The following is a 24,530-nucleotide window of genomic DNA, read 5'->3' as shown; positions in this document are numbered from 1 at the left end:
TTCTATACTATATGTGGGTCTTATACAAATGTTTAGTTTTATGATTTCGTTTAATCGTTTACATGTTTATTGGTGACTTCTTTTATTCTAGCTTACGGCTTTCCGCATGTACAACGCATTTTTGCCCATGAAGGTATCGAAAAAACAGATATACCAGTAAAACGCCTTTAATCATACTGGTCATACTAATACTCCACCAAATACCATTCACCGCTAATCCAATGTACGATGCTAGATACAATGCTAATGGTATTCTTAGTGCTGTGAATACCAGACCTACTACAGCAGGTCTAAAAGTCTTGCCTAATCCATTAAAACTGGCTTTTGTCATTATCTCAGCACACATAAATGCTTGTGATAAACCTATAATTCTAAGATAATCCACACCCATATTTACAATAAGGGGGTCCGTAACAAAGATACGAAAAATAGCATCAGGAAATAGCAGGAATAGGGTTGACGTGATTAGTCCAAAAATAACACTTAACCGAAGTGCTACCTTATAGCCTTTACGTATACGCTCCATATTGTTGGCACCATAATTCTGTCCCATAAAAGCAATAACAGCTCCATTCAAGCCGCCAATGGTCATAAAGGATATGGATTCAATTTGCAGACCTATTTTCTGCACACCTATACCGGCAGGCCCCCAATTGGAAATAATACGTGCCATGATTATACCAATCGCGATAAAGGTAACCCTTTGAATGGTGTAAGGCAAGCCAAGTCCTGTCATATCTTTCATTACGGACCCATCTAACTTTATGTTTTCCTTGCGTTTACCCATAAGCTGTTTCGCTTTTATAATAGAAAGTGTAAAAACCACCATTCTACCTATAAGGGTTGCATATGCAGCACCTTCAATACCCAGTTGCAATTGTCCAGCCACACCAAAGATAAGTAGAGGGTCTAAAGCAAAATTAACCATAAAACCTACACTGTTAATACGAAAAGATAACTTACTATTCCCAAGGCTGTTTAAAATATTGGCAAAGAGTGTGTTGGCAAATAGCAATACATTACCTATCATGGCGATAACCAAGTACTTGGCAGCCATATTCTCGATCACTGGATCCCCTAACTTGAAAAAGCTAATCAATGGATAACGCCATAGGATAACACCAATGGAATAAATAATAGCTATGATAAAAGCTAAAAAGAAGCCATTGGTAATATAATGTTTCACTTGGTCATATTGTTTTGAACCAAAATTCTGAGAGATACGAATACTTGCTCCTGTAATCACCAAAGCCGATAGAGCAAACGCCATGTTAATAAAAAAGCTGGCTGTTCCGATGGCAATTACTGCCTTACTTCCCAGTTTTCCAATCCAAAACATATCCACAAGGTTGTAGGCTGTTTGTATGAAATTAGTAGCAATGAGGGGCAATGCTAAGCGTACTAGACTGGTTCTTATATTACCCTTTGTTAAGTCTCTTGTTGTAGCCAATGTCTGTATTCCTCTCTTCATAACCCTGTCCAATGAAGCATCATTGAAGGGATACTCTTTCTATATTATACCTATTTCTGTTAAGATATGAAAGATTTTTTTCTTCATAATGGAATAAGTACATGTGTAAACAAACGTTACACCGTTGTATTTATCACCATTCATCCTATAGATGTGTCATGTATTCTATGCATGATTAATGCGTCAAAAACACAACAAAGTCAGCATGTTCAATATATGAACATGCTGACTTTTAATTATTTTATTGAATAGCACCTGTGGGACAGCACTCCTTAAGCTCTAACTTTTCTTTGTTGCTCATATGGGCAAGCTGCTCCTGTTTTATGGTGATGTGTGTCTCTTGTTTTATACAGACATGGGGATACATATTGACGCAACGTCCGCATTTCACACATACTTGTTGATTAATGGTCAGTGGTTTACTAGGTGCTTCTTCTTGTGAAGTAAGGGGTACCTTTTTTACCCACCATTTCATCACATAAGCCATGACAAATATAGCAACAGTCGTCAATAACCAGCGTAACACCATGTATTTAGAACCCATGAATTTGACTTCGTTGATTAGCATAGGTGCTTTCACAACGGCCCACGTACTAAGAATAATAACAATATTATCAATACTCGCTCCCTTTTTAATCAATGTGCCGCATATGGGAAATGCAGCATAGATAGGCCCTGCTGACAATGACCCGATAGCAAAGGATAGAGCTTTACCTTTTATACCTGTACCATCACCAAAGTTGTTTAAGATCACCTTCGTTGGTACCCATGTCTGGATAAGGGATGTTAAGATAAAGATTGGCGGTAAAATCTGAATCATTTCAATGAAGTAATATTTACTGGCCTTAAGGGCTTCTATACCTGTCGCTCCATGAATGATAAATACAACTATGTATCCCATGATAGCCAGAGCTAATATTTTATGTTGTAGGAAGCGTTTAATCCATTTCATCGATACATCACCCCCATGCCAAAAGCTATAATAAGGGCAAAGACGAAGCTAAGTACATTTCGTTTTATTGCAAATTCATGACCAAAGGTCTTACTTTCTAATGGATACGTGACAAATCCAACCATGGTTAACGTGGTTACAAATGCTGTAAGGGTTAATATGCCTGCCCCATTCGCTTTTAACGAGCCCATTAAAGGAAATGCTATAAAAGCAGGTATAAGGGTTATGGTACCTGTTATTGCTGCACCGATTGTGGCTAATATACCACTTTCATTCCCAAGTAATTGCTCAATGGTTGCCGGTGGTATAATGGCTAATATTAAGCCGATAAGCAGTAATATACCTACCACATCCCATAGCATGTTACCCATCATACCTCTTGCACTTTTGATGGATTGGATGGTTCTGCTTTTGTCCTTACGTAATGATATGAGCAATCCTGCAATAGCCAATGCAAACAAAATCACTGTTGTCATGTCTTCTTTCACTCCTTTTATCTGATGCTAAGGAGTATATCATGCCTCATGGAGGATTTCGGTAATAATTCTTACAGCCACTGAAAAAAAAGGAATAACTCCACTGTAAACAGGAAACTATTCCTTACATTCTACAACCATCTATTTTTATTAGACCACCACATAACCATTCTATTTTAGATGATTATTAATTTCATTTATACATAATCATAACCATCTGGCGATTTAAAGTTATTCTTTAGTGCACTAAATAGAATACACATGATACCCATGATTAAATACCCATAGAAGAATGGATTAACCGTCAGTCCCAGTGAAGGTGTATGTATAAAACCAACCAGTGCTAATACAGAGGCTGCTAAACTGACGTAACCTGCTTTATCTAGACGTTTATCAATAATAAAAGCTGTTATTGCCGCCCATAACATACTGGTTAAAATAGCACCGTATTTTAACTCCATAACACCTGACCACATGACACCCTCACCCAGTAATGCCGATGTCACTTCCGGTGTGATTTCATAAACCCCTTGTGAAAATAACGTTAACTCAATTTCTGTATAGACGTAATCGGCAATATGGGGGATAAATGCTACAACAATTGCAGCACCGTGTTTTAATGGGGCAGCTTCTCTAAATGCTTGAACAATAATGACGATGGAACACCATATAAAGGTAATGGCAGCAATAACTGGAGGCATTAAGGAGTTGACAAAAGCATAGGCTCCAAATATACCTGCTGCACCTAAGATAAGACCAGAAATCCAAGAATAGCCTGAACCTGCATTTCCTTTTTTAAGCCCAGGATGACCAAGCCATACAGTATTCGGCACGACACCTCCAAATACAGCTGATAACATGGTCATGGCACCATCTGCAATCTGGGCTTCACGTACACTATAACGATCACCTGCTGCAATGGCAGATTCCACATTATCCATTGTTTCTATGAAGTTATATATTTGTATAGGAATAATAACTGCCAGATAAGGGGATATGGATGCAAGCCCTGTCATAATAGCATTAATGCCAGTAACGGGATTGGTCAATGTAAAACCAAATCCACTCACATCAGGTGTGACTCTTCCTAATACAAACGCATACCCGATACCCCCAACAATGGCTATGAGTAAGGCTGGAATTTTTTTAGGAAATACATAACCACCGATTAATCCGATAATGGCGATGAGTAGAATGGGCATACCTAATATAGGATCAGCATACACATCATAGAAACCTTTATTTGCCATCCATACTAAAGCAATCCCACCAACGGTTCCAAGCAAAGCGGCACGTGGTAAAAATTTTCTTAGCCAAGGACCAACAAAACTGCCTAAAGCTTCAATAACACCACCTAAAAATGTGGCAGCAACAGCAACCATCCATACGTCTTCAGGTTTATCAATTGCATAGTTTAATGGCGCAATAACCCCCCATAAGTAAACAAACATAGCCGGTGTAGAAACACCTGATGGAAGAGCTGTGACATCTGAACGCCCTTCTTTTTTGGCTAATCGATTAGCCATCCATGCGTAATATATCCCCGACCCCATTAAACCTATGGACATACCTGGAATGACACGACCAAATACCAAATACTCTGGCCATTCAAATACATACAGTAAAACACCAATAATAATGATGTAATTAACGATGTTCCCTGCTAAAGCATAAGCCATACCACCAATGTCACCACTTCTAAATAAAGGTAATGAACGTTTTTTCATGATTATCTCCTTTTCATGTCAAGTTTTGAGTATCGTGAAGCTTATGTAAAACTATTAAAAATGATTAAAGGACAAGACCTAAATCATTTAAATCTTTCTTAATATGCTCATACATCATAAGCCACTCATCAACGGGCTCTATTGTGTCTATATTGTATGCTTCATTAAATGGTTTCCCAGGATTCCCCTCTTCCATGGTAAAGACATGCTCATACTTGGCTAATAACTTCAATACAAGTGTATTTGCCTGTTCACGTGTTAGTTTATTATCCACTACAGCTCGTCCCACTTCTCCTAATAACCTTACTTCAAGTCCTGTACCATGAGGAACCAAACCATCAGCCGCACCTACACCTTCTAGATGCCCTCCTGATACCGTAGCTGTTACTGCATTTGCAGCGACTTCATATAAGAGCTCTTTTGTTAAAGCACCACTTTTTGGGTAGACATCGCAAAAAATAATTTGGGGTGCATACGTTGCAAAAGCTTGACAAGCCATACTATGTACATACATACATCCTCTCGTTGATGTGGATACATGTCTTATATCTATGGGATGGCACAGATGGTAATCTGCTCGACATATTAGATTATTGGCCATCATAGAAGCAAGCATTAAAACGGCTGAACCAGCAGGATCGCCACCAAATCCTCCAACCATTGAACACGTAAGCCCTGCATTTCGCATACCGTAATCAATGTTACTTGCTGCACGGACCATGTTATCTCGATCAATGGCTAATTCATTGGACATAACCGTTAAATGGCTATCACAGGGTCTTAGCCGAGTGGGTCCTATAGCGGCTAAATCCCCAACTTCTGAAACTGCACTTTCTGCAGCTAACATGCCCATACCTTCACGACCAACTTCCCTGGTGGCTTCACGTAATAAATCCAACTCTCTTCGAACAGCTAATAATTCAGATGCTTCATTATTAACAACTTTATAGCCGTCTATTGTTGTTAAAGAACCACATGTAATTAAATCAACAACATCTTCCTTAGCCCAACTCATAACTGTTGGTTTAAAGAGTTCTTCAGGTGTTGGGCATCCAGGATTACCCGCCCACACTAATGGATAGCTTGTATCTTCTGGTTTTCTGGTAAACAATGTGACTGCATCTTTCCCTTCACCCATAACAAGCTCTGTTTTAGCATTTATTAATGCTTCTTCAATTTCTTCCATTTTAACTAAAAAGCGCTTGCCGTCACTGATATAATATAGACCAATATCTGCCAATAATTCCTTCGCAGCTAAAAACGTATTTTTAATTTGTTTTTCATCCGTTGGAATAATGATGTCTTCGTGGTATTTTAATTCATATTTCATCACCAAGTCCATGATCTTCATGACAACATATTCCACATCCCATTGTTCTTTGGTCATCTTTTCACCATTGTGAGCTCTTTCTACCCATTCTAAATAATGCATAATGTCCTCCTTTAAGTCTCTACTTTTAGTTGTTGTTAGATGATAACTTTTTTAAGTGGTTCTAACCGCTTATTTATTTAAACACCTCTCATGTTTAACATGTTACTTAGCATTGTTCGCTCTATAGACTATAAAAGAACGTCATGGTTATTATCTATGTATGTAATCAAGGTAAATCAATACTATATTAACCTGATAAAGCCTATGAACGTAACAACCTGTTTTGACATGTATATTTACACATATTATAAGATGTTTAATTGTACATGTCAATGATTAGAAACTTGCTCTTCTAAGCTGTTTTAAGCTTAATTCAAAACAACTATGGCCTTTGAAATCATGTATTAATGTATGATTTAGCCATGTCCTAAGAAGCTTTTATGGGGATAGCAAAAAACCTGAATCAGTAGCTGCATTCAGGTTTTTTTGTGCTTATGTATACAATTAATGCTTTAGCCGTAACCTTTTCATTGTTTAATAACTGTATAAGAATGCCAAGAAGTCTATCTATTTTCATTATCTCACCTATTTTGTTTTTATATTTTATCCCTTAATTTAGCATATCCACTAGACTTTGATAATCTAGAATCTCAATATACTGATTTGCATAATCAATTAACCCTTCTTTTTTCATATGAATCATCTCTTGTGATAAAGCAGGTCTTGAAACCCCCAAGGATTCTGCCATTTTCTTTCTTGTCATACCTAATTGAATAAAATAGCTACCTTGCTGCCGGTGTAATTTCAGTATTAAATCAATTATTTTCTTTCGTATGGTACTGTAATTAGCCAGCTTTATGCGTTCGCTTAAATACACCACTTGATTGGATATAAGTCGGATGAAATTATGTAAGAATGTAGCATTTTTCTCACATAGGTGACGCATATCTTCATGGGATATACGCATAATTTCTGTTTTACCACTTGCTACTAAGGTGTTTGCATAGACAGGATCATCGGAATAAACCAAAGCAAAACCAATTAAATTCCCAGAAGACATTTTCTTAATATGAACTTGTTTGCCATCTTCATATAGTTTATTAATGGCTATTTCTCCCTGAATGACAATGTCAACATGTGTAGCCTTCTCACCTTCAAGTGCAACAATTTCACCTTTTTCATATGTTTTCATTTGATAGTGAATTGACTGCAGTAACTGTTCAATATCCTCACTACCTATACCCGAAAAAATCTCACTTTTTTGAAGCATTTTTATTAATTTCATGGTCTTATTCCTCCATACGTGATATGATTTTTTTTAATGGTTTACATATAATTTTTATGGTCTACTTTTTTATTGTATAATTCTAACTTATTTATTATTATTTTATATTAACCTAATATTTATAATTATAACATATTATAAATCCAATCAGCATATATACATTATAAGTTTACATAATAATATTACAGTCTACTTTCATCCTTTATTAATCAATAATTCAATTTTTCAATCTCATCAAACATTCTATTTTTATTGATGATCTGAATATAATTATCAAAAGTAGTACTGGTACGACGATGCCCTAGAATATCACTAACGATTCTAACAGGTACACCACTGTCTAGCAGGTAGGTTGCGAAAGTATGTCTAAGGCTATGGGGGGTGATTTTCTTTTCATAATTCCTTGTACCATTAATACCCGTACGTTCAAGGATGTCTTCAATAATAATGGCTATACGTCTCGTTGTTAGAGGTGTATCCTGTCCTTGACGATACAAGGATGGGAACAGATATTTACTATGAAAAAGTGATGGATTCATCTTTAATGCTTCACTTACAATGGTCTTCCCTAACCTGTCAATTGCTGTTTTATACTTAAAAAATGCAAACATAAGTTGACTGTTAAGAGGCACCCACCTGGTTTTATTGCCTTTTCCTGTTATGGTTAACAACTTGCTATCCAGATTGAAATCATCCCACATGACTTTCGCTGCTTCAGATATACGAAGTCCCGTGTAAAGAAATAGATGAATCAAGAAACGATTGCGTATTTTATAATAGACCTGATAGTATTGATCTTCTAAGGTTTCATACGTTTCTTGATGGGTATGGCTTGCCTCTTGATCTAAAAGTTTTAATACCTTGTCAATTTCATGTTTTCGCAAGATTGGTTTTTCTTGGGTGGTATCAATTTTTAATGCTTTTAGCTTATGACTAACACTTACCTGAATAATTTCCTCTTCATTGGCATACTTAAACAGTCCAGTCAAAGCATTCCGCTTGGCATTAATGCTTCTCGTTTTGTATTGACGTGTATCCGTATCTAATGCTGATAGAAATCCTTCTATAATGTCTTTTAGTTGGTCTTCCTCCACATAATGACTGCCTTTATTTTCTATGATGTAATTGGAAAATTGGTTCAAGGTCACTTGGTAATTTTTCTTTGTGGCCTCAGAAAGACGATTAATTTTCAGATAGTTCATATATTTCTTATTAAGAGATATAATATCAAAAATATTTGGTTCTAGCTCCATGATGCTCTTTTCCCTTCTATGTAAAAATACAATTTAGTTTACATAATATAATTATAGTATACTTGCCCTATCCTAGGGGTCTATGCCTATCAATTTTTCATTATAAGCTGTATTTTAGCCTGTTCATATAATAATAATTTTATATGAACAAGGTGTATGTAATGTAAAGCTTGATTATATAGGCTTATACAGATATTTTACCTTATTCTATATCGATTATCAAGAGATAGTTCGTATATTTATCTATAGTGAGTTCGTATATTTTTCATTAATTGCACCAACGATATATGAAGTATACCCTATTAGTTAAAATGTAATGATAGCAACAGGAAATCATCTATAGATCATGATATATATTGGCTAACCGTGCAGTGATGTGCCATGAAGAAGTATTTGTTTATTAATAAGAACGATATTTATAGAGACAGTAAATTTCCACTCTCCTCTATGGACAAGGTTTCATGTTTACAAAAAGTATTTGAATAGGAAATAAAACATTTTAATATTTTTTATTTTCATTATATAATTTAAATATTTTATTAATATTGATTTTTATACTTAATAGTGGTAAAATAATGTTAGTTTAATATATTGGACTAATTTATCTCAATTTTTTGCTTAGTATTGCTAAAGAAAATACCGAAGTCCTATCCATGGACTATTAAGTGTGCACAAAAATATATCTATAATGAATAAAGGATTAATAGGAGGAATTATTTATGAGATTCAAAGGAAAAAGAATTGGACAATTGTTATCAGTTATGTTGATGTTATCCATGATCATTGGAAGCACAACTGTTATAGCTACAACTGTAGATGAGAGAGCGGCATCAAATAAGTATATCATTACTTGTGTCAAAGATAATCTTGATAATAAAGACATGTATATCTTTGCCAATCGATTAAACAGCTTAGGCTATAGCAAAGAAGCAGAAAATACAAATGTAACAACGAGCAGTTTGAAAAACTATTTTCAAAATATGTATGTTAAAACCGTTTATCATACAGGACATGGTAATGTGGGTTCAATCATGACTGCTAATGGTAGTCTTAGAACAGGTGATGTAACCGTTCAAGCAGAAAATATTATCATCGCTACTTGCCTTACTTTAAGTGATACAAGCTGGAAAAATCAGTTTGGTGGTACAGCAGAAAAAATATTAGGCTATACAAAGGTTTCCTATGATTACATTGATGAAGATGTTGTGAATAATCTAGGCGATGCTTTAGCAAATGGAAACAACTACATGAAAGGTTGGTACTTAGCCAACTCCCCTATCTATTATTTAAACGATCGTTGGTGTGGCTATGTAAAAGAAGGTAGTAACATTGTAGAATATTCTGCACGAACAGGTAATATACCTAAAGCTTCAACCTTACATACGGACATGTTAGAAAAAAATGTTAGTGCTTCAAAAGCTCTATTAGCGGATGAAAGAACATTTGAAGACCAATTTAAAAACTACCTTGATACCGATATGACTCGATTAATACCAAAAGAAAAAGCACCAGCAAAATTCATGTCAACAAGTGAAGAATTTCTTGAAAAGGTAACCACATCAAGAAGTCAAGCTGTAGAATTAGCCGAGGCGTGGTTAGTAGAAAATGGATACACCACTGAAGATATTACTTTGGATTATGTTTCAGCCATAGATGCAATTGTCAATGACAATGATGCTATGACTGTAGGCTATATTGTCAGATATGCAAGAACCATTGATGGTTTAAATATACGATCAAATGGCGCTTGTGACCATATTTCCATACTCGTTAATGGGGATGAAATCGTAAGCGTTTCAGACATGTGGAGTGATATCCATCTAACAGCCAATGAATCAGGTCATGAACTAAATATTATGCCTGTTAATAAAGCTTTAGAAAATGCATCAAAAGAAATCTCCAATCAAGTAAAAGGTGGAAAAGTAAATTTCGTAACAGTGAATCCATGCTACAGCTTCCAAAATGAAGAAATTGTTCCAGCCTATGAATTTGTTAGCGAAGATGGCATTACTGCTATTGTTTCTGCTGAAAATGGTGAGTTCATTAGCACAAAATAAGGAGTAATCACATACTAAGTTGTGTGCTAAGGAGAGGGATTTTTTCATAAAATAAAACAGCTAGAGATGAAAGGAGAGCATTTTTTGCTCTCTTTTCTTATGCACATTTTTTATAGGGTTATCTTTTATAAACATTAGATTTTTGATCATGTTCATTTACTCATGTTTAGTAGCTATAAAAAATACCCGTTTAAATGGAAATAATACACGTCCATCATTTTGTATGTTATAGGCATTTTTTATTATCTTAAGTACATCTTTAGCAAACTCTTTTTTATCTGAATCTTGACTAAGACGGTCTAGATAAGGTTTCATACCTGTAGATGTGTACCAATCAATAATTTGTTGATGATTTTCCATCACATGGTAATAATGGGTTTCCCATATGTATACTTCATCACTTAGCTTGTTAAGTAAATCATAATAATAATCTGCTTCATTTAAAGTGAACGTGTCCCCTTCAATACTAATATGCTGCCATTTCTTGCTAGCAGCTGTTTCCTCAATAGCCAGTTGCATGGGCATCTTACTAACTTCAGGAATTTGGATAGCTAATGCACCTGCGGGATTAACCAGGGAAAATAGTTTAGGGATCAATAACTCATGATTAGGCATCCACTGAATTGCTGCATTAGAAAACACCACATCCCATGTACCTAAAGTGGATAAATCACCGTTGGCATCAGCATGAATCCACTGAATATCTGGTGACGCTTTTCGTGCTTTTTCTATCATATTGGCTGAACTATCAAGCCCTACAATCATTGCATCTGGCCATCGTTTTTGAAGTTTACGTGTACTATTGCCTGGTCCACACCCAATATCCAATATACGATTGGGTTGATCAAGTTCTATTCTAGAAATCAAATCAATAACCGGTTGTGTTCTTTCTTTTTCAAACTTTAAATAAAGATTAGGATTCCAATCATGCATACTAACGCCTCCCTATATAAATTGCTACTATTATATACTAACACCGGTTTATTTACAAGCATCATTTACGTTCAATTAAACACAGCGTAGGAATGCTTATGATTGACTCTTCCTACCTGCTGTTAATTTTACGAAATTGGCGAGGTGTCATATGACAATATTTATGGAATACACGTTGAAATTGTGATACGCTCCCAAACCCACATGCTTGACTAATATCAATTATTTTTTTATTGGTGTTAATTAATAATTCTTGTGTTCTTTTTATACGGATAGAATGAATATAATCTGTTATGGAAAAACCTGTTACTGCTTTAAATTTATGGGATAGATAGTGTGGACTAATAAAAAATGTTTTTGCAAGTTCTGCCAAACGAATATCATTAATATAATGACTATGAATATACTGGGCTATATCAAGCATCTTCTTTTCTATATCACTGGGGTGTTTTGGAGAAATATAATCGTCTTTATGGCCTTTACTGATTAAAATAAGCAATTGATGAAAACATGTTTCCAATTGAAATCTATAACCATCAGGTTGCCTGGTACTCAAGATAACTAGTTCTGAAAATAGTTGCATCAATTTATGTTTATTATCTTGCTGATGAAACCGAATGATGGGATTATCACGCTTAAAACAAGCCAATAGCCACTGTATATCCTCTGAATGTTGTGTGGCTATGTACTTATCATCAAAGTTCACCAATAAACGCTTTGTGTCCATTGCCTTGGGATAATGGGTTTTATGTAAAAGATGTTTATGAATGAGCACCACATCCCCTGCTTCTACATGATACAGTTTATTCTCAATAAAATAATCACAGTAACCTTTTTGTAAATAATATATTTCATAGGTTGAATGAAAATGACTTGCATCCATACGGGTATTACCATGATTAATGGCTTCACTAAATTCCATGAAAGGTTGTTCGTTTTTATACAAAATTTCCAAATCATATCACCTACTATCTATAAATTCCTATGGTGTTATCATACATGATTAAAACCATAACGTAAATGACTAAAAAGCATAAAATGCATATTATTTATGAAAATCAGCACCATTTACGCAGTATCTACACAATGAATACCTTATAATGTCATTAAAATCATACCTCATTAAGGTTATTCCAATGAGGTATGGTGAAACAAAAAATGTTCAAAACATGAACACTTGTGTTTATAACAAGAAAGGATACTAAAATTATGAAGAAATATGCCATTGTTGGTTTAGGTGGGCGAGCTCGTTTCTTTTATGAAGCACTCATACAAGATTATGCTGAAACTACTGAAATTGTAGGGTTATGTGATATCAATCTTACAAGGATGCATGTAACAAACAAACGCATGGTTGAATTAGGTGGAAAAAAAGTCCCAACCTATAAACATAATGCTTTTGATCAAATGATTAAGGAGACACAACCAGATTGTATCATTGTAACAACTGTTGACCGGACCCATCACCATTATATTATCCGTGCAATGGAGCTAGGATGTGATGTCATCACAGAAAAGCCCATGACCGTTGACGAAGATAAATGTCAAGACATTATAAATGTGCAGAAAAAAACAGGAAAAAGTCTACGGGTAAGCTTTAATTATCGCTATGCCCCACTTAATTCAAAAATCAGAGAATTAATCATGAATGATACCATTGGTAAAGTTAATGCCATACACTTTGAATGGTTACTAAACACTCGTCATGGTGCTGATTATTTTAGACGATGGCACCGTGATAAACGAAACAGCGGTGGTTTACTCGTGCACAAGTCAACCCATCATTTTGATTTGGTTAATTTTTGGCTCCACTCTCAACCCGATACTGTATTTGCTTTTGGTGACCTTATGTTTTACGGAAGAGAAAATGCTGAAAATCGTGGTGTAGAACATTTCTATTATCGTGCTCATGACTCTGAATATGCTAAAAACGACCCATTTGCCCTACATATGAAAGACAGTTCTAATCTAAAAGAACTTTATTTAGATGCTGAACAAGAAGATGGTTATTTAAGGGATCAAAGCGTATTTGGGGATGGTATTAGTATTGAAGATACCATGAGTGTACTGGTACGTTATAAAAACAAAGCACTACTTACCTATTCCTTAACAGCTTATTCCCCATGGGAAGGCTACCGTGTAAACTTTACAGGTGATAAAGGTCGTCTTGAAGTGACATCCATTGAAGATGTCTACGTGAATGGTCAAGGTGATGCTTCCAAAGAAGGTGTTTTAAAAGGTATGTCCATTACAGTATATCCTCAGTTTGGTGAAGCATACACCCTTGAGATGCCCATACAATTAGGTGGCCATGGTGGCGGCGATCCCGCCTTATTAAAAGATCTATTTAGTGAAAAAGCTGGTGAAGACCCGTTGAAAAGAGCTGCCACCCATGAAGATGGGGCTATGTCTATACTCACAGGTATTGCTGCTAATAAATCCATTGCTAGTGGTATGCCCATAAAGGTTAATCAGCTGATTCAGTTTTAAAAGTATGTTACAAAGAGGTTGTTAGAAAATCATGTGACGGTACATACGTAGGAAGATATACGTCACTGTACTAAAAATTTTCTTACAGCCCCTTTGTTTATAGAAACAAATATTATAAGGTTACACCTGTCTTGAATATAGCCATATCTCGAATATGCTGTTCTTCATGTTCAACAAGCTTCCCAGATGCCACATCTATGAGATATGTTATAAAAGCATCTAACATCTTGTCTAAAGTCTTACCTTCCATAAGTTCGCCAGCATCAAAATCAACCCAGTGTTTCTTTTTCCTGTACAAGGCCGTATTGGTTGAAATCTTAACTGTCGGTATGAAGCCACCAAAAGGTGTACCTCTACCCGTTGTAAAGAGTACCATCTGACATCCTGAAGCACCTAATGCTGTTGTGGCAACTAAATCATTACCAGGAGCAGATAACAGATTAAGCCCTTGTATCTTGATGCGTTCTCCATACTTTAATACATCTTCAACCATTGCTGTCCCACCTTTTTGGACACATCCTAGGGATTTATCTTCCAAAGTCGATATACCCCCTTTCTTATTACCAGGTGAAGGGTTTTCATATATGGGTTGATGATACTGCATATAATAATTTTTGAAATCTTGTATAAGAGATACTATTTTTTCATATATCTCCTTATTTCTGGCACGATTCATTAAGATTGTTTCTGCTCCAAACATCTCAGGTACTTCTGTTAGAATGGTTGTACCCCCTTGACTGACTAAAAAATCTGAGAACTTACCAACAAGAGGGTTAGCCGTTATACCCGATAGCCCATCGGAACCCCCACATTTTAACCCCACTTTCAGTGTAGACAAAGGCACTTCTTCACGCTTATCATCCTTCATCTGTTCATGAAGTATCTTAAGCAAATTGACACCTTCTTGATATTCATCTTCTACATCTTGACATACCATAAATTTAACCCTTTGCTTATCATAATCCCCAAGACCTTCTTTGAATACGTCCATGGTATTGTTTTCACATCCTAAACCTAGCACAAGTACACCGCCAGCATTAGGATGCCGTACGAGATCACGAAGGATGGTTACTGTATCATCATGGTCTTTACCCATCTGTGAACACCCATAGGGATGTTTTTGAGCGGTAATTGCTTCTGCATAGATGGGGCTCACTTCTTCTTTGAATAAACGAATGATATTATCTGCTATCCCATTAACACAACTGACTGTGGGTACGATCCATAACTCATTGCGAATACCCACGTCGCCATTATTCCGAAGGTATCCTTGATACGTCAACCTTCTATTGCTTTCGGGTAAACATATAAGCTGTTGATGATATGTATAGCTTACGCTGCCTTCCAGACATGTTTGTAAGTTATGTGTATGTACCCATTCCCCTTTTTTTATTGGTAGGGTTGTATAGCCAATAGTATAACCATATTTTATGACTAAGTCTCCCTGAGCTATATCGTTAATAGCAACTTTATGACCTCTGCCAATGGACTCTTGCAAATAAACCCCATTGCCGATAAGTGTTCCCTTATCCATATCTTCTAAAGCAACAACAACATTGTCATCCTCATGAATCTTTATGTATTGCATAACCTTCATCACCTCTTTCATGTCTTACTATGCTAATCTTGCTATAAGTTATCAACGATTTCATGTATCCCTTTTTCATATATAATCTGTACATAATGAGCAAGTAAATCTTCTAAACCATCTATTTCACTGAGTTTTCGTCCCCATAGTTTTTCGTTGTTCAGTATCTGAACTACCATGTTTTTATAGTCCTCTATGGTTGTTGGCTCTTTTTTCCATTGCTCACTGTAAAAATCTAATACCCACTGCTCATCTTGTAGCTCTATTGTTTCATTTGCGTATTTTCCTTTGTAAAAGCAAATATAGGCAGCCAGTGCCATAACGAGTCGTTTTGGCAATTCATGTTTTTGTTGATAATAGGTTATAAGTGATGGCAATACGCGTGTCTTATACTTAGACATGGCATTAAGGGATATACCCATGAGATAATGTTGTATGTAGGGGTTTTTAAAACGTTCCATAACATCATTTGCAAAAGCTTCTAACGCCTCATAGGGTAAGGTTAATGTAGGTATAATCTCTTCAAATATGGTATTACGAACATACTGACCAATTACCTGATCTTCTACACATGCTCTCACTGTTCTTAGACCATAGAGATACCCAATAGGTACCATAGAAGTATGGGCACCATTAAGTATCCTTACTTTTCGTGTTCGATAAGGCGTGAGATCTTTTACAAACAGCACTTGTAAATCTGTCCTATTCAGTGGTAATTCTCTTTCTAATTCTTCTGGAGCTTCAATTACCCATAGATGAAAAGGTTCTCCTTCTACAACTAACTTATCTTCATAACCTAATTTTATGTTTATTTCATCTATTCGTTCTCGAGGGTATCCAGGAACAATACGATCAACCAGTGAGTTGCAAAATGTATTAGCCTTCTCTAACCAGTCCATAAATCCATATTCTAGCTGCCATTGTGCTGCAAGCTTCATGATGATCTTTTTCAGTTTTTCTGCATTTTTATCAATTAATTCACAGGGGATAATCACCATTCCTTTGCTGCAATCACCTTGGAAATATTGGTATCTATGATATAACCATGCTGTCAGCTTTCCTGGATAGCTTTTTTGTGGTGTATCAGTTAACTGGTCAGCTTCCTCATAATAGATACCCGCCTCTGTGGTATTGGATATCACAAAACGCATCTCTTCAAGGGTAGCTGTTTTTAAGAAGGCATCATAATCACCATAAGGATTTATAGCTCTGCTTATGGCATCAATACATAGATGCTCCTGGATGCATTGACCATTTTGAATTCCTTTTAGATACAGTGTATACAACCCATCCTGTTCATTAAGTATATCAATCAAACCCTTTTCAATTGGTTGAACAACGACAATGTGACCATTAAACAAGGCTTCTTGATTTATCTTATGAATCATCCAATCTGTAAATGCCCGTAAAAAATTACCCTCACCAAATTGCAATATTCGTTCTGGTCGTTTAATTCTGTTGATATGTTTGCTTGATAATCTCATCTTTATAGCCTCCAATGTAATCGTATACAGCAACGCACACGTGAGCATTGCCATTAAAAATAATCATGTGATAAGGCTTCTGGACAAATCACATGTATCATGCCTAGGGTTTATGCTCACGTGTGCATTAAATGAGCAAGTAAAACGCATACTTCAACATATACGTCTACTCTTCTTGATCCATTCATTTGTGTTTATTATAACATATACGGATAATCGGTACAATAAAAACCCTTATTATCTTCTTAGTTTTTCCAATAGACTTGTAAAATAATTGGGCAACGGTGCTTCAAACGCCATGTATTCTTGGGTTGTTGGATGGATAAAACCTAGAATTCTTGCATGAAGTGCTTGTCCCTTTAACTTAAAACGATTATTTTTGGGACCATATACAGGATCACCTAATAAGGGATGATGTATACTTGTCATATGGACCCTTATCTGATGTGTTCGCCCTGTTTCTAATTGAAGTTCCACATAGGTATACTGATTGATTCTTTCCAATACGCGATAATGGGTAACCGCTTCTTTGCCTTGTTTCGTGTTAATGGCCATTTGCTTTCGATTAACAGGATGTCGGCCTATAGGCGCATTAATGACACCTTCATCGTCCTTTACATGATTATATACAATAGCGTTGTATTTCCTGGTTATGGAGTGGTTTTTTAGTTGTTCCGCTATAGATGCATGAGCCAAGTCATTTTTGCAAACAATCAGAACACCGGATGTATCTTTATCAATACGATGAACAATACCTGGTCGCATAATGCCATTAATACCTGACAGATCATCTTGGCAATGGTACATAATTGCATTGACAAGGGTTCCTGTGTGGTGACCAGGCGCCGGGTGAACCACCATGCCTTGAGGCTTGTTAACCAAAAGTACGTCTTTATCCTCATAGAGTATATCCAGTGGTATGTTTTCAGCAGGTATATCTAATGCTTTTGGTGCTGGTATATTTAACGCAATAATATCGCCAACTCTTAATTTATAATTGGATTTAATCGGTTTCTTATTAATGGACACCTGCTGGTCTTTAACCATCCGTTGTATAAAAGACCTTGAATAGTCAGGTAATACTTCGGATAAATATTTATCAATACGCTTCCCCACATCTTCCGACTGGGCAACAAACTTAAAAGCATTCATTATTCCTTGCTCCTCTTAAGAAAGCTAAAGTCCTCTTCCTTGTACTTAAACAGCATGAGTATGGCCAATAGAATAGCTCCGACCACCACATAAGAGTCTGCTGCATTAAATACTGGAAAATTAATTAATTTTACATATAACATATCCACAACATAAGTCAACCGAATACGGTCAATATAGTTACCTATTGCACCTGCAATAATAAGGATAAGCGTTACACGTATGGGATTGTATCGTTTATGTTTAGGAATTTTGGTATACACATATATCATGATGATAAGTATAATGGTTGTAATAATAATGAAAAACCACCAATTTCCTTGTAAACTTCCAAAAGCCGCCCCTGTATTTTTTACATAAGATAGACCAAATACATCGCCAATTATTGGGATGTAATCATTTCTAGGAATGTGAAGAACCGTTAAATACTTGGTGTATTGATCAAGTGCCACCAATAATATAACACTTATTATCATGAGTATCATTGACTATCTCCTTGCATTATATATTTTATAGCGTCTATTATAACATTTTTTTCTAAATCATGCTTCATTTCACAGCTTCCAATAGATGTTAAAACGATAAAATTCAACGCATTATATTTGGTTTTTTTATCATAATACAACTCTTGATAGACAACCTCAGGGTCTAAATTATCCAAACGTGTTGGCAGGTTAAAAGCTTCCATACAAGCTTCTATAGCCATGAAATCCTTTGCTGATATTTGATTAAGCCCCTTGGATAAATAGGCTGCAGCCACCATACCGATAGCAACACATTCACCATGTAATAATGAAAAGTTTAATAACCGTTCTACTGCATGACCAATGGTGTGTCCGAAGTTAAGTGTTGCTCGAAGTCCTTTCTCTTTTTCGTCAGCGGATACAACCTTGCTTTTGATAAGGCAGGATTCGTAGATAAGTTCTTCTAGTATTTCTGATTCTAGTGCCAAAATTTCTCTAGGGTGAGATGTGATATACTTAAAATAGGTGGCACTTTCTATAAGACTGTGTTTAATAATCTCTGCCATACCTGCTTGTACTTCACGTATAGGTAAAGTAGACAAGGTTTGAGTATTGATATAAACCAATCTTGGTTGATGAAAAGCACCTACTACATTTTTATAACCATCAAAGTCAACACCTGTTTTGCCTCCAATACTACTATCCACCTGGGCTAACAGCGTGGTTGGAATCTGTATAAAATCAATCCCCCGCATATACGTTGCTGATGCAAATCCAACCATGTCACCAGTTACACCACCACCTAAAGCAATAAGAACAGATTCTCGGTCCAATTTATGTGCTAATAACCCTTCGTAAATTGTTTGTATGGTATCTAGATTTTTATTCTTTTCACCATGGGGAATTACAATATACGATACTTCATTTGTAATGGTTTGTAGTAGCTTCACCACATGATTTAAATATAGGGGACTGACATTGTCATCTGTAATCAGACAAACTTTTTTCCCTTGTACCCCTTGCTTCACCAGATGTTCACACAATAAGTCAAAATTATGATGAATAATGATGGGGTATTCATTTTTTGTGGTCTGTACTTGAACATGTCTCATCGTATTACCTCTTTCATTCATTAACTGTTATCTTACAACTACTTTCGAGTATCCAAACCAAACGACTACGTCCCGAAAAGATAAAAATCAAAAAGTAGATGTTAAAATATAGTACGCCAACACGCTTAAAGCATGAAGAAAAGTCTTAGAGGTAATCCAAGACTTTTATAAGAGAACACTACAACTCAGCTTCCTGAGCAACCGCAGCTTCCTCCGCCGTTTTTTGATTCATGATATCTTCTATCGTAATCGTCTCCTGATGCATCTCTAAGGAGTTGGTTGTTGTTAACTCAATTTGGGCTTTTAAAAATTGTCTTATTTGAATCTTGGCTGCATCATATTGTTGAATAAGTTCTTCTTTCTTCTTATTAATACGGTATACTTCATTTCTCGCATTGTCAAGATAAGCTTGCGCTTTTAATTCTGCATCCTTTTCAATAATTGTTGCTTTTTTATGGGCACTAGCTTTGGTTTCTTCTGCTGTTTTTTCAGCTAACAACAATGTATTTTTAAGTGTTTCTTCAATGGTTTTATAATACTGTATACCTTCATTCAACAATTTCACTTTATCTTTTAATTCAATGTTTTCTTTGTATATTTTTTCATAGTCTTTTAATATGTCCGCTAAAAATGTTTTTACTTCCTGAGAAGCAAATCCATATACGGTTTTTTTAAAATTTTTGCCTTCTATGTCCAAAGGTGTTAACATAAGCTTCCTCCTAAGTATATCTTTTTACTACAATCAAAATACGATCTTTTTTAGTTCGGTTGCCAATATTATCGAGTAAAAATTTCCCCATACCTCTTACCGAAACAATATCCCCTTCCGCTAGTTGATAGGAAGACGATAAAATTAGACGACTGTTCACATAGACCGTTTTACTCTTTATAAGTGCCGCAGCTTTTGCACGGGACAGTGGAAAAGCTAGACCTATAACAGCATCTAAACGAACAGAAGGAACAGTACCTTGAATATCCTTATATTGAGGTTTTATTATTTCTAATGGAACAGCATCCAGTTGCTCCACTGTCACAACCGTTTGTTTAACCAGATTAAGATTCATTTGAATATAAGATGCTATTGTATGATTAACAAAAGCAATGGCTCGATTTTCTTTTACTAAGATATCGCCTACTTTTGCTCTCGTTATACCTAATCCTAATATGGACCCAAGATAATCTCGGTGCGTTAACTTATTCGAAAACTTTGCGTTTTTGGGGTATATGCTTATTGCATCAATCGGGTAGATAAGATCATTTTTTTGCATATAGTCTGGATAAAAGGCTATGATTTTCCTCTCAGAATCATCATAACCACCGTAAAATGCATAATGAATATTATTTAACTCATGTTTACGCTCTAAGAACAGATTTTGCTCATAGAGGGTAAGAAAATCTGTAAATACATTACAGTGCTTTATACCTGCAAGTTTGCCTTTGTTCATGATGTGATTAACAACCAGTTGTTCATCTTTTATATTCAACATCTAATCCTCATAAACTTAACGCCACTTGGTTAATTAAGTTTTGAAGTACATTCAATAACAAGAAAGCAACTAATGGAGAAAAATCAAGCATGCTTCCTTTACCACCAAATATGGATTTATTGATTAATTTCCTAATGGGTGTTAATAACGGATCTGTAATTTGCACAATAAACTGAACGATAGGATGATTGCGTGCAGATGGTATCCATGAAGAAAGTACCCTTACTAATAATAGTATTTCTAATGCGTATAAGAATAATTCTAACGTCCTTAAAACATAATCCATGGAATCCCTCCTTATCTGTCTGTATTATTCATTGGATTTCCATGATGGTAGTATAATACCATTGGATTTTAATTCTTCAGTAAAATTGCCTGCTATATCTACATTCTCTGGAGCAATAATAAAGATATTATTTGTTACCCGCTGTAAATTCCCGTTAAGGGTATAACAAGCACCGCTGACAAAGTCCATAATCCGTTGAGCAATGTCTCTGTTCATCTTGTCTAAATTAATAATCACTGGTTTTTTTGATTTAATGTGGTCACATATTTCTTGAGCCTCGTCATAAGACTCCGGCTGAATAACCACTACTTCCATCTGAACGTTCGCTTGAAAATTAACCACTTTCGTTGGATTACTCCTTTTGCTTGAATAGCTTTTTATATGCCTAACATCGGATGCAGCCACTGATTGTGAAGATGTAGCAGCCACCTCGTCCTCAAATTCTTCCATGCCATCTTCTTCATAATCGTCATAATCATTCAATTTCATCATGTCCATCATCTTATCTATAAACTTTGACACATCATCACCTCTTATTATAATCTCTTTTGCCAAATATGCCTGTACCAACTCGCACCATTGTTGATCCTTCTTCAATAGCGACCATGTAATCATTTGTCATACCCATTGATAAAATATCCATATTAACATTATCAATGTTTTTCCTTTTTATGTCAACAGCTAATTGGGATATTTCTCTAAAAATCTCACGGTTTTCCTCAGGGTCTTCCACATATGGCGCAATGGTCATTAACCCTCTAATTCTTAATTGTGACATGTTACTTACTTGGCGGATAAAGTCATCAAGTTCCATGGTCTTAATACCAAATTTTGTTTCTTCATCTGCTACATTTAGCTGAATAAGTATATCGATGATTTTGTCTGCTTTTTTAGCTTCCACATTAATCTTCTCTGCTAATTTAATGCTATCAACAGAATGAATCAGATCAACTTTATCGATAATATATTTCACTTTATTCGTCTGTAGATGTCCAATCATATGCCATGTAGCATTATGACCTAAGACTTCATACTTCTGGCGTATCTCTTGTACTTTGTTTTCACCCATGTCTGTAACATGACATGCTAAAGCTGCTTCTATATCTTGAACAGGTTTCGTCTTAGATACGGCTATCAAGGTTATGTCCTCTTTTTGACGGCCAACTTTGTCTGCTGCTTTTGCAATATTCTCTAATACGTCTTCAATATTATCTTTTATGCAATCCATTATTGTCATCCTTTCACCACATGTATAGCTATAGAATCATACCTTCCTCAATATCCTCTGAGTCCACAATAACCCGATCATATACACGTATGCCATATGAGGTGTTTGCTTTTACAATTAAGTATTGGTCGGTGGCATATTCTTCTTCAATGAGTTTAAATGAAACATAACCTTTATTGATGGTATAGACACCAGGTAACGATTCTTTAATTTTCAAAGAATAATTGGTACCATCTTCCTGTGATAGGATATCATTCATTTGAAATCCATTGTCACTAATGGGGACATAGTAATTGTTTTCAATGTCCTGATAGTAAAAATCTAATTTAACGAATTCTGCACTTTCTCCGCCTACAAATTTCTCATCAAATACTTTCTTCAAAACACCTCTTGAGTTCCCTTTCCTCATAATACATTCTTTAGGTATTTTAAGAAATTCTTTTTCAACTTGGGCTGTTTTAGGTATCTTAATCCCATCATATTGTTTGTAAATCACTTGAAACTTCAACGTTCTTGCATCCAAATACTCATTAAAGTATCGATCCATTTCAAGTACCATGTATGTGTGTTTATCTTTCTCTATGGTTGAGACAATTTTACCAATGGTGGTCATATTTTTTTCTAAAATATGTATTTCAAGGGTTTCTTGATTTTTTTTTGCTTCTATATGATCAAGTAAATCACGGTTGATTTTGCTAACGATATACCATTTATCATTATCAATTATTTTAAACAAAGGTTTATCTTGCTTAATTGTTGCTTGTTTATAAGTATACATGGGTTCTGTATCCACTTTATATAGAAGTTCATAGTCAAGATCTAAGGGATCAAAAGATTCATAACCATCGATCCTATATGAGATAACACCACTTTTTTCAGCTTTGACTAGATTGACATGATTGGCTATCTGTGACTCCAGAAGCTCCTTATGACGTAATGTTTTGCTATCCACATCTTGATAGATATATTTAGCTCTGGCTATATACGTTAATGTGTCTTGTATACCATTTTTTAGGGCATAGACATTATCAAAATCCTGAGGAGCATAATTCATTGTATGGGTATATAATGTCTTTTTAATGGTATCATGTCCATTCAAATTATTGTTATAGGCTAACTTATCATTAACATAGGTTAGATTTTTCTGTACCTCTTTTGTGAACTCACCATTCAAATCAATGGAGCATACCACGTTATTAATATTGGTCTTCTCTCCCTCTGGCACAAAAAAGCTCGTACTACCACTACTTGCACTCTTAACGACCGTTTCATTTCTTAATATGATACCATCAAAAAATTCATCTTCAAAAATGTTACCTTTTTCTGCTGAAACGTAATGGATACTACCCTTCATGGCATAGGTTACAATATTATAAATAAGGTATACGAATAGCAGTAGATACATAAACGTTCCTATACCTAACCCTTTAGCTTTTTGATTACGCCGCCTTTTTTTTCTTCTAGGTGGTTCACCCTGTCTGTTTCTCTCTATGGGTTTCCTGTGACTTTGACGTTTTCTATGGCTTCTATTTTCCTCCAAATTGACACCTCTTATTAATTAAATTCATCCGCTGTATTTTTCTAGTATCAAGAGTCAATGTGTAACATGTAACATATAGGCTATATCAACAGCCTTAACGTCCATACATTACATTCATCATACACTAATCAATTCATAGATTGCAAGTCCTAATCGTCTATATAAGCGTATAT

The 24,530-nt window shown here is 35.5% G+C and carries 22 protein-coding genes; 2 read left to right on the top strand and 20 right to left on the bottom strand.

Annotated elements, in window-relative coordinates; translation table 11 throughout:
• Positions 1 to 82: 82 nt before the first annotated feature.
• From HZI73_RS14275 to HZI73_RS14245, 7 genes are all read right to left on the bottom strand, one after another.
• The gene (locus HZI73_RS14275; protein WP_212694063.1) at positions 83 to 1,471 is read right to left on the bottom strand and encodes an MATE family efflux transporter; all 1,389 of its coding nucleotides are present in this window, start codon (positions 1,469 to 1,471) and stop codon (positions 83 to 85) included.
• Positions 1,472 to 1,712: 241 nt separating this feature from the next.
• Positions 1,713 to 2,423: a permease gene (locus tag HZI73_RS14270; protein ID WP_212694062.1), complete on the bottom strand. Its 711-nt coding sequence runs from the start codon at positions 2,421 to 2,423 to the stop codon at positions 1,713 to 1,715.
• Entirely contained in the window at positions 2,420 to 2,899 is a 480-nt protein-coding gene (locus HZI73_RS14265) for a permease (protein WP_212694061.1), read from the bottom strand. Before HZI73_RS14265 ends, HZI73_RS14270 begins: the two co-directional genes overlap by 4 nt.
• 197 nt (positions 2,900 to 3,096) lie before the next feature.
• The gene (locus HZI73_RS14260) at positions 3,097 to 4,626 is read right to left on the bottom strand and encodes a xanthine/uracil/vitamin C permease (protein ID WP_246552164.1); all 1,530 of its coding nucleotides are present in this window, start codon (positions 4,624 to 4,626) and stop codon (positions 3,097 to 3,099) included.
• A gap of 64 nt (positions 4,627 to 4,690) precedes the next feature.
• Positions 4,691 to 6,058, bottom strand: coding sequence for a monomethylamine:corrinoid methyltransferase (locus tag HZI73_RS14255; RefSeq protein ID WP_212694060.1), 1,368 nt, complete (start codon positions 6,056 to 6,058; stop codon positions 4,691 to 4,693).
• Positions 6,059 to 6,608: 550 nt separating this feature from the next.
• Positions 6,609 to 7,283, bottom strand: a complete 675-nt coding sequence (locus tag HZI73_RS14250; protein WP_212694059.1) for a Crp/Fnr family transcriptional regulator — start codon at positions 7,281 to 7,283, stop codon at positions 6,609 to 6,611.
• A gap of 209 nt (positions 7,284 to 7,492) precedes the next feature.
• Positions 7,493 to 8,536, bottom strand: a complete 1,044-nt coding sequence (locus HZI73_RS14245; RefSeq protein WP_212694058.1) for a tyrosine-type recombinase/integrase — start codon at positions 8,534 to 8,536, stop codon at positions 7,493 to 7,495.
• 719 nt (positions 8,537 to 9,255) lie between these two features.
• On the opposite strand from HZI73_RS14245, the gene HZI73_RS14240 reads away from it, so the two are divergent.
• Positions 9,256 to 10,593 (top strand): hypothetical protein, encoded by a 1,338-nt coding sequence (locus tag HZI73_RS14240; protein WP_212694057.1) that lies wholly within the window; start codon positions 9,256 to 9,258, stop codon positions 10,591 to 10,593.
• Between the two features lie 156 nt (positions 10,594 to 10,749).
• On the opposite strand, the gene HZI73_RS14235 is transcribed toward HZI73_RS14240, so the two are convergent.
• Together HZI73_RS14235 and HZI73_RS14230 are read right to left on the bottom strand one after the other, a co-directional pair.
• Positions 10,750 to 11,526 carry a methyltransferase domain-containing protein gene (locus HZI73_RS14235; RefSeq protein WP_212694056.1) on the bottom strand — a complete coding sequence of 259 codons (777 nt, stop codon included), beginning with the start codon at positions 11,524 to 11,526 and terminating at the stop codon, positions 10,750 to 10,752.
• Between the two features lie 112 nt (positions 11,527 to 11,638).
• Positions 11,639 to 12,481 (bottom strand): AraC family transcriptional regulator, encoded by an 843-nt coding sequence (locus HZI73_RS14230; RefSeq protein WP_212694055.1) that lies wholly within the window; start codon positions 12,479 to 12,481, stop codon positions 11,639 to 11,641.
• 224 nt (positions 12,482 to 12,705) lie between these two features.
• Here HZI73_RS14230 and HZI73_RS14225 point away from each other — a divergent pair, with 224 nt between their 5' ends.
• Positions 12,706 to 14,016 (top strand): Gfo/Idh/MocA family protein, encoded by a 1,311-nt coding sequence (locus HZI73_RS14225; RefSeq protein ID WP_212694054.1) that lies wholly within the window; start codon positions 12,706 to 12,708, stop codon positions 14,014 to 14,016.
• 112 nt (positions 14,017 to 14,128) lie between these two features.
• Here the strand turns inward: HZI73_RS14225 and HZI73_RS14220 are convergent, their stop codons facing one another.
• The 11 genes from HZI73_RS14220 to HZI73_RS14170 form a co-directional block, all read right to left on the bottom strand.
• On the bottom strand, positions 14,129 to 15,604 hold the full coding sequence (locus HZI73_RS14220) for a UxaA family hydrolase (RefSeq protein ID WP_212694053.1): 1,476 nt from the start codon (positions 15,602 to 15,604) through the stop codon (positions 14,129 to 14,131).
• Positions 15,605 to 15,645: 41 nt separating this feature from the next.
• Positions 15,646 to 17,088, bottom strand: a complete 1,443-nt coding sequence (locus tag HZI73_RS14215) for a tagaturonate reductase (RefSeq protein WP_212694052.1) — start codon at positions 17,086 to 17,088, stop codon at positions 15,646 to 15,648.
• 237 nt (positions 17,089 to 17,325) lie between these two features.
• Positions 17,326 to 18,240, bottom strand: coding sequence for an RluA family pseudouridine synthase (locus tag HZI73_RS14210; protein ID WP_212694051.1), 915 nt, complete (start codon positions 18,238 to 18,240; stop codon positions 17,326 to 17,328).
• Positions 18,240 to 18,725: a signal peptidase II gene (lspA, locus tag HZI73_RS14205; protein ID WP_212694050.1), complete on the bottom strand. Its 486-nt coding sequence runs from the start codon at positions 18,723 to 18,725 to the stop codon at positions 18,240 to 18,242. Before lspA ends, HZI73_RS14210 begins: the two co-directional genes overlap by 1 nt.
• Entirely contained in the window at positions 18,722 to 19,816 is a 1,095-nt protein-coding gene (gene aroB / locus HZI73_RS14200; protein ID WP_212694049.1) for a 3-dehydroquinate synthase, read from the bottom strand. Before aroB ends, lspA begins: the two co-directional genes overlap by 4 nt.
• Before the next feature lie 178 nt (positions 19,817 to 19,994).
• Positions 19,995 to 20,525, bottom strand: a complete 531-nt coding sequence (locus HZI73_RS14195) for a DivIVA domain-containing protein (RefSeq protein WP_212694048.1) — start codon at positions 20,523 to 20,525, stop codon at positions 19,995 to 19,997.
• A gap of 10 nt (positions 20,526 to 20,535) precedes the next feature.
• Positions 20,536 to 21,303: a YlmH family RNA-binding protein gene (locus tag HZI73_RS14190; protein ID WP_212694047.1), complete on the bottom strand. Its 768-nt coding sequence runs from the start codon at positions 21,301 to 21,303 to the stop codon at positions 20,536 to 20,538.
• Positions 21,304 to 21,310: 7 nt separating this feature from the next.
• Positions 21,311 to 21,589 carry a YggT family protein gene (locus tag HZI73_RS14185; protein WP_212694046.1) on the bottom strand — a complete coding sequence of 93 codons (279 nt, stop codon included), beginning with the start codon at positions 21,587 to 21,589 and terminating at the stop codon, positions 21,311 to 21,313.
• A gap of 24 nt (positions 21,590 to 21,613) precedes the next feature.
• Positions 21,614 to 22,111, bottom strand: a complete 498-nt coding sequence (locus HZI73_RS14180; protein WP_212694045.1) for a cell division protein SepF — start codon at positions 22,109 to 22,111, stop codon at positions 21,614 to 21,616.
• 4 nt (positions 22,112 to 22,115) lie between these two features.
• On the bottom strand, positions 22,116 to 22,817 hold the full coding sequence (locus tag HZI73_RS14175) for a YggS family pyridoxal phosphate-dependent enzyme (RefSeq protein WP_212694044.1): 702 nt from the start codon (positions 22,815 to 22,817) through the stop codon (positions 22,116 to 22,118).
• A gap of 28 nt (positions 22,818 to 22,845) precedes the next feature.
• Positions 22,846 to 24,357 carry an HlyD family efflux transporter periplasmic adaptor subunit gene (locus HZI73_RS14170; RefSeq protein WP_212694043.1) on the bottom strand — a complete coding sequence of 504 codons (1,512 nt, stop codon included), beginning with the start codon at positions 24,355 to 24,357 and terminating at the stop codon, positions 22,846 to 22,848.
• Between the last annotated feature and the right edge of the window lie 173 nt (positions 24,358 to 24,530).

It is taken from the genome of Vallitalea pronyensis, from assembly GCF_018141445.1.
In the GTDB taxonomy this organism is placed as follows: Bacteria; Bacillota; Clostridia; order Lachnospirales; family Vallitaleaceae; genus Vallitalea; species Vallitalea pronyensis.
The sequence above is the reverse complement of the archived record's forward strand: the minus strand, read 5'-3'. Positions and strand labels throughout refer to the sequence as shown.

Excerpts from the sequence above, each read along its gene's own strand:
- HZI73_RS14275 (WP_212694063.1), bottom strand. The coding sequence starts at position 1,471 with ATGAAGAGAGGAATACAGACATTGGCTACAACAAGAGACTTAACAAAG.
- HZI73_RS14270 (WP_212694062.1), bottom strand. The coding sequence starts at position 2,423 with ATGAAATGGATTAAACGCTTCCTACAACATAAAATATTAGCTCTGGCT.
- HZI73_RS14265 (WP_212694061.1), bottom strand. The coding sequence starts at position 2,899 with ATGACAACAGTGATTTTGTTTGCATTGGCTATTGCAGGATTGCTCATA.
- HZI73_RS14260 (WP_246552164.1), bottom strand. The coding sequence starts at position 4,626 with ATGAAAAAACGTTCATTACCTTTATTTAGAAGTGGTGACATTGGTGGT.
- HZI73_RS14255 (WP_212694060.1), bottom strand. The coding sequence starts at position 6,058 with ATGCATTATTTAGAATGGGTAGAAAGAGCTCACAATGGTGAAAAGATG.
- HZI73_RS14250 (WP_212694059.1), bottom strand. The coding sequence starts at position 7,283 with ATGAAATTAATAAAAATGCTTCAAAAAAGTGAGATTTTTTCGGGTATA.
- HZI73_RS14245 (WP_212694058.1), bottom strand. The coding sequence starts at position 8,536 with ATGGAGCTAGAACCAAATATTTTTGATATTATATCTCTTAATAAGAAA.
- HZI73_RS14240 (WP_212694057.1), top strand. The coding sequence starts at position 9,256 with ATGAGATTCAAAGGAAAAAGAATTGGACAATTGTTATCAGTTATGTTG.
- HZI73_RS14235 (WP_212694056.1), bottom strand. The coding sequence starts at position 11,526 with ATGCATGATTGGAATCCTAATCTTTATTTAAAGTTTGAAAAAGAAAGA.
- HZI73_RS14220 (WP_212694053.1), bottom strand. The coding sequence starts at position 15,604 with ATGCAATACATAAAGATTCATGAGGATGACAATGTTGTTGTTGCTTTA.
- HZI73_RS14215 (WP_212694052.1), bottom strand. The coding sequence starts at position 17,088 with ATGAGATTATCAAGCAAACATATCAACAGAATTAAACGACCAGAACGA.
- HZI73_RS14210 (WP_212694051.1), bottom strand. The coding sequence starts at position 18,240 with ATGAATGCTTTTAAGTTTGTTGCCCAGTCGGAAGATGTGGGGAAGCGT.
- lspA (WP_212694050.1), bottom strand. The coding sequence starts at position 18,725 with ATGATACTCATGATAATAAGTGTTATATTATTGGTGGCACTTGATCAA.
- aroB (WP_212694049.1), bottom strand. The coding sequence starts at position 19,816 with ATGAGACATGTTCAAGTACAGACCACAAAAAATGAATACCCCATCATT.
- HZI73_RS14195 (WP_212694048.1), bottom strand. The coding sequence starts at position 20,525 with ATGTTAACACCTTTGGACATAGAAGGCAAAAATTTTAAAAAAACCGTA.
- HZI73_RS14190 (WP_212694047.1), bottom strand. The coding sequence starts at position 21,303 with ATGTTGAATATAAAAGATGAACAACTGGTTGTTAATCACATCATGAAC.
- HZI73_RS14185 (WP_212694046.1), bottom strand. The coding sequence starts at position 21,589 with ATGGATTATGTTTTAAGGACGTTAGAATTATTCTTATACGCATTAGAA.
- HZI73_RS14175 (WP_212694044.1), bottom strand. The coding sequence starts at position 22,817 with ATGGATTGCATAAAAGATAATATTGAAGACGTATTAGAGAATATTGCA.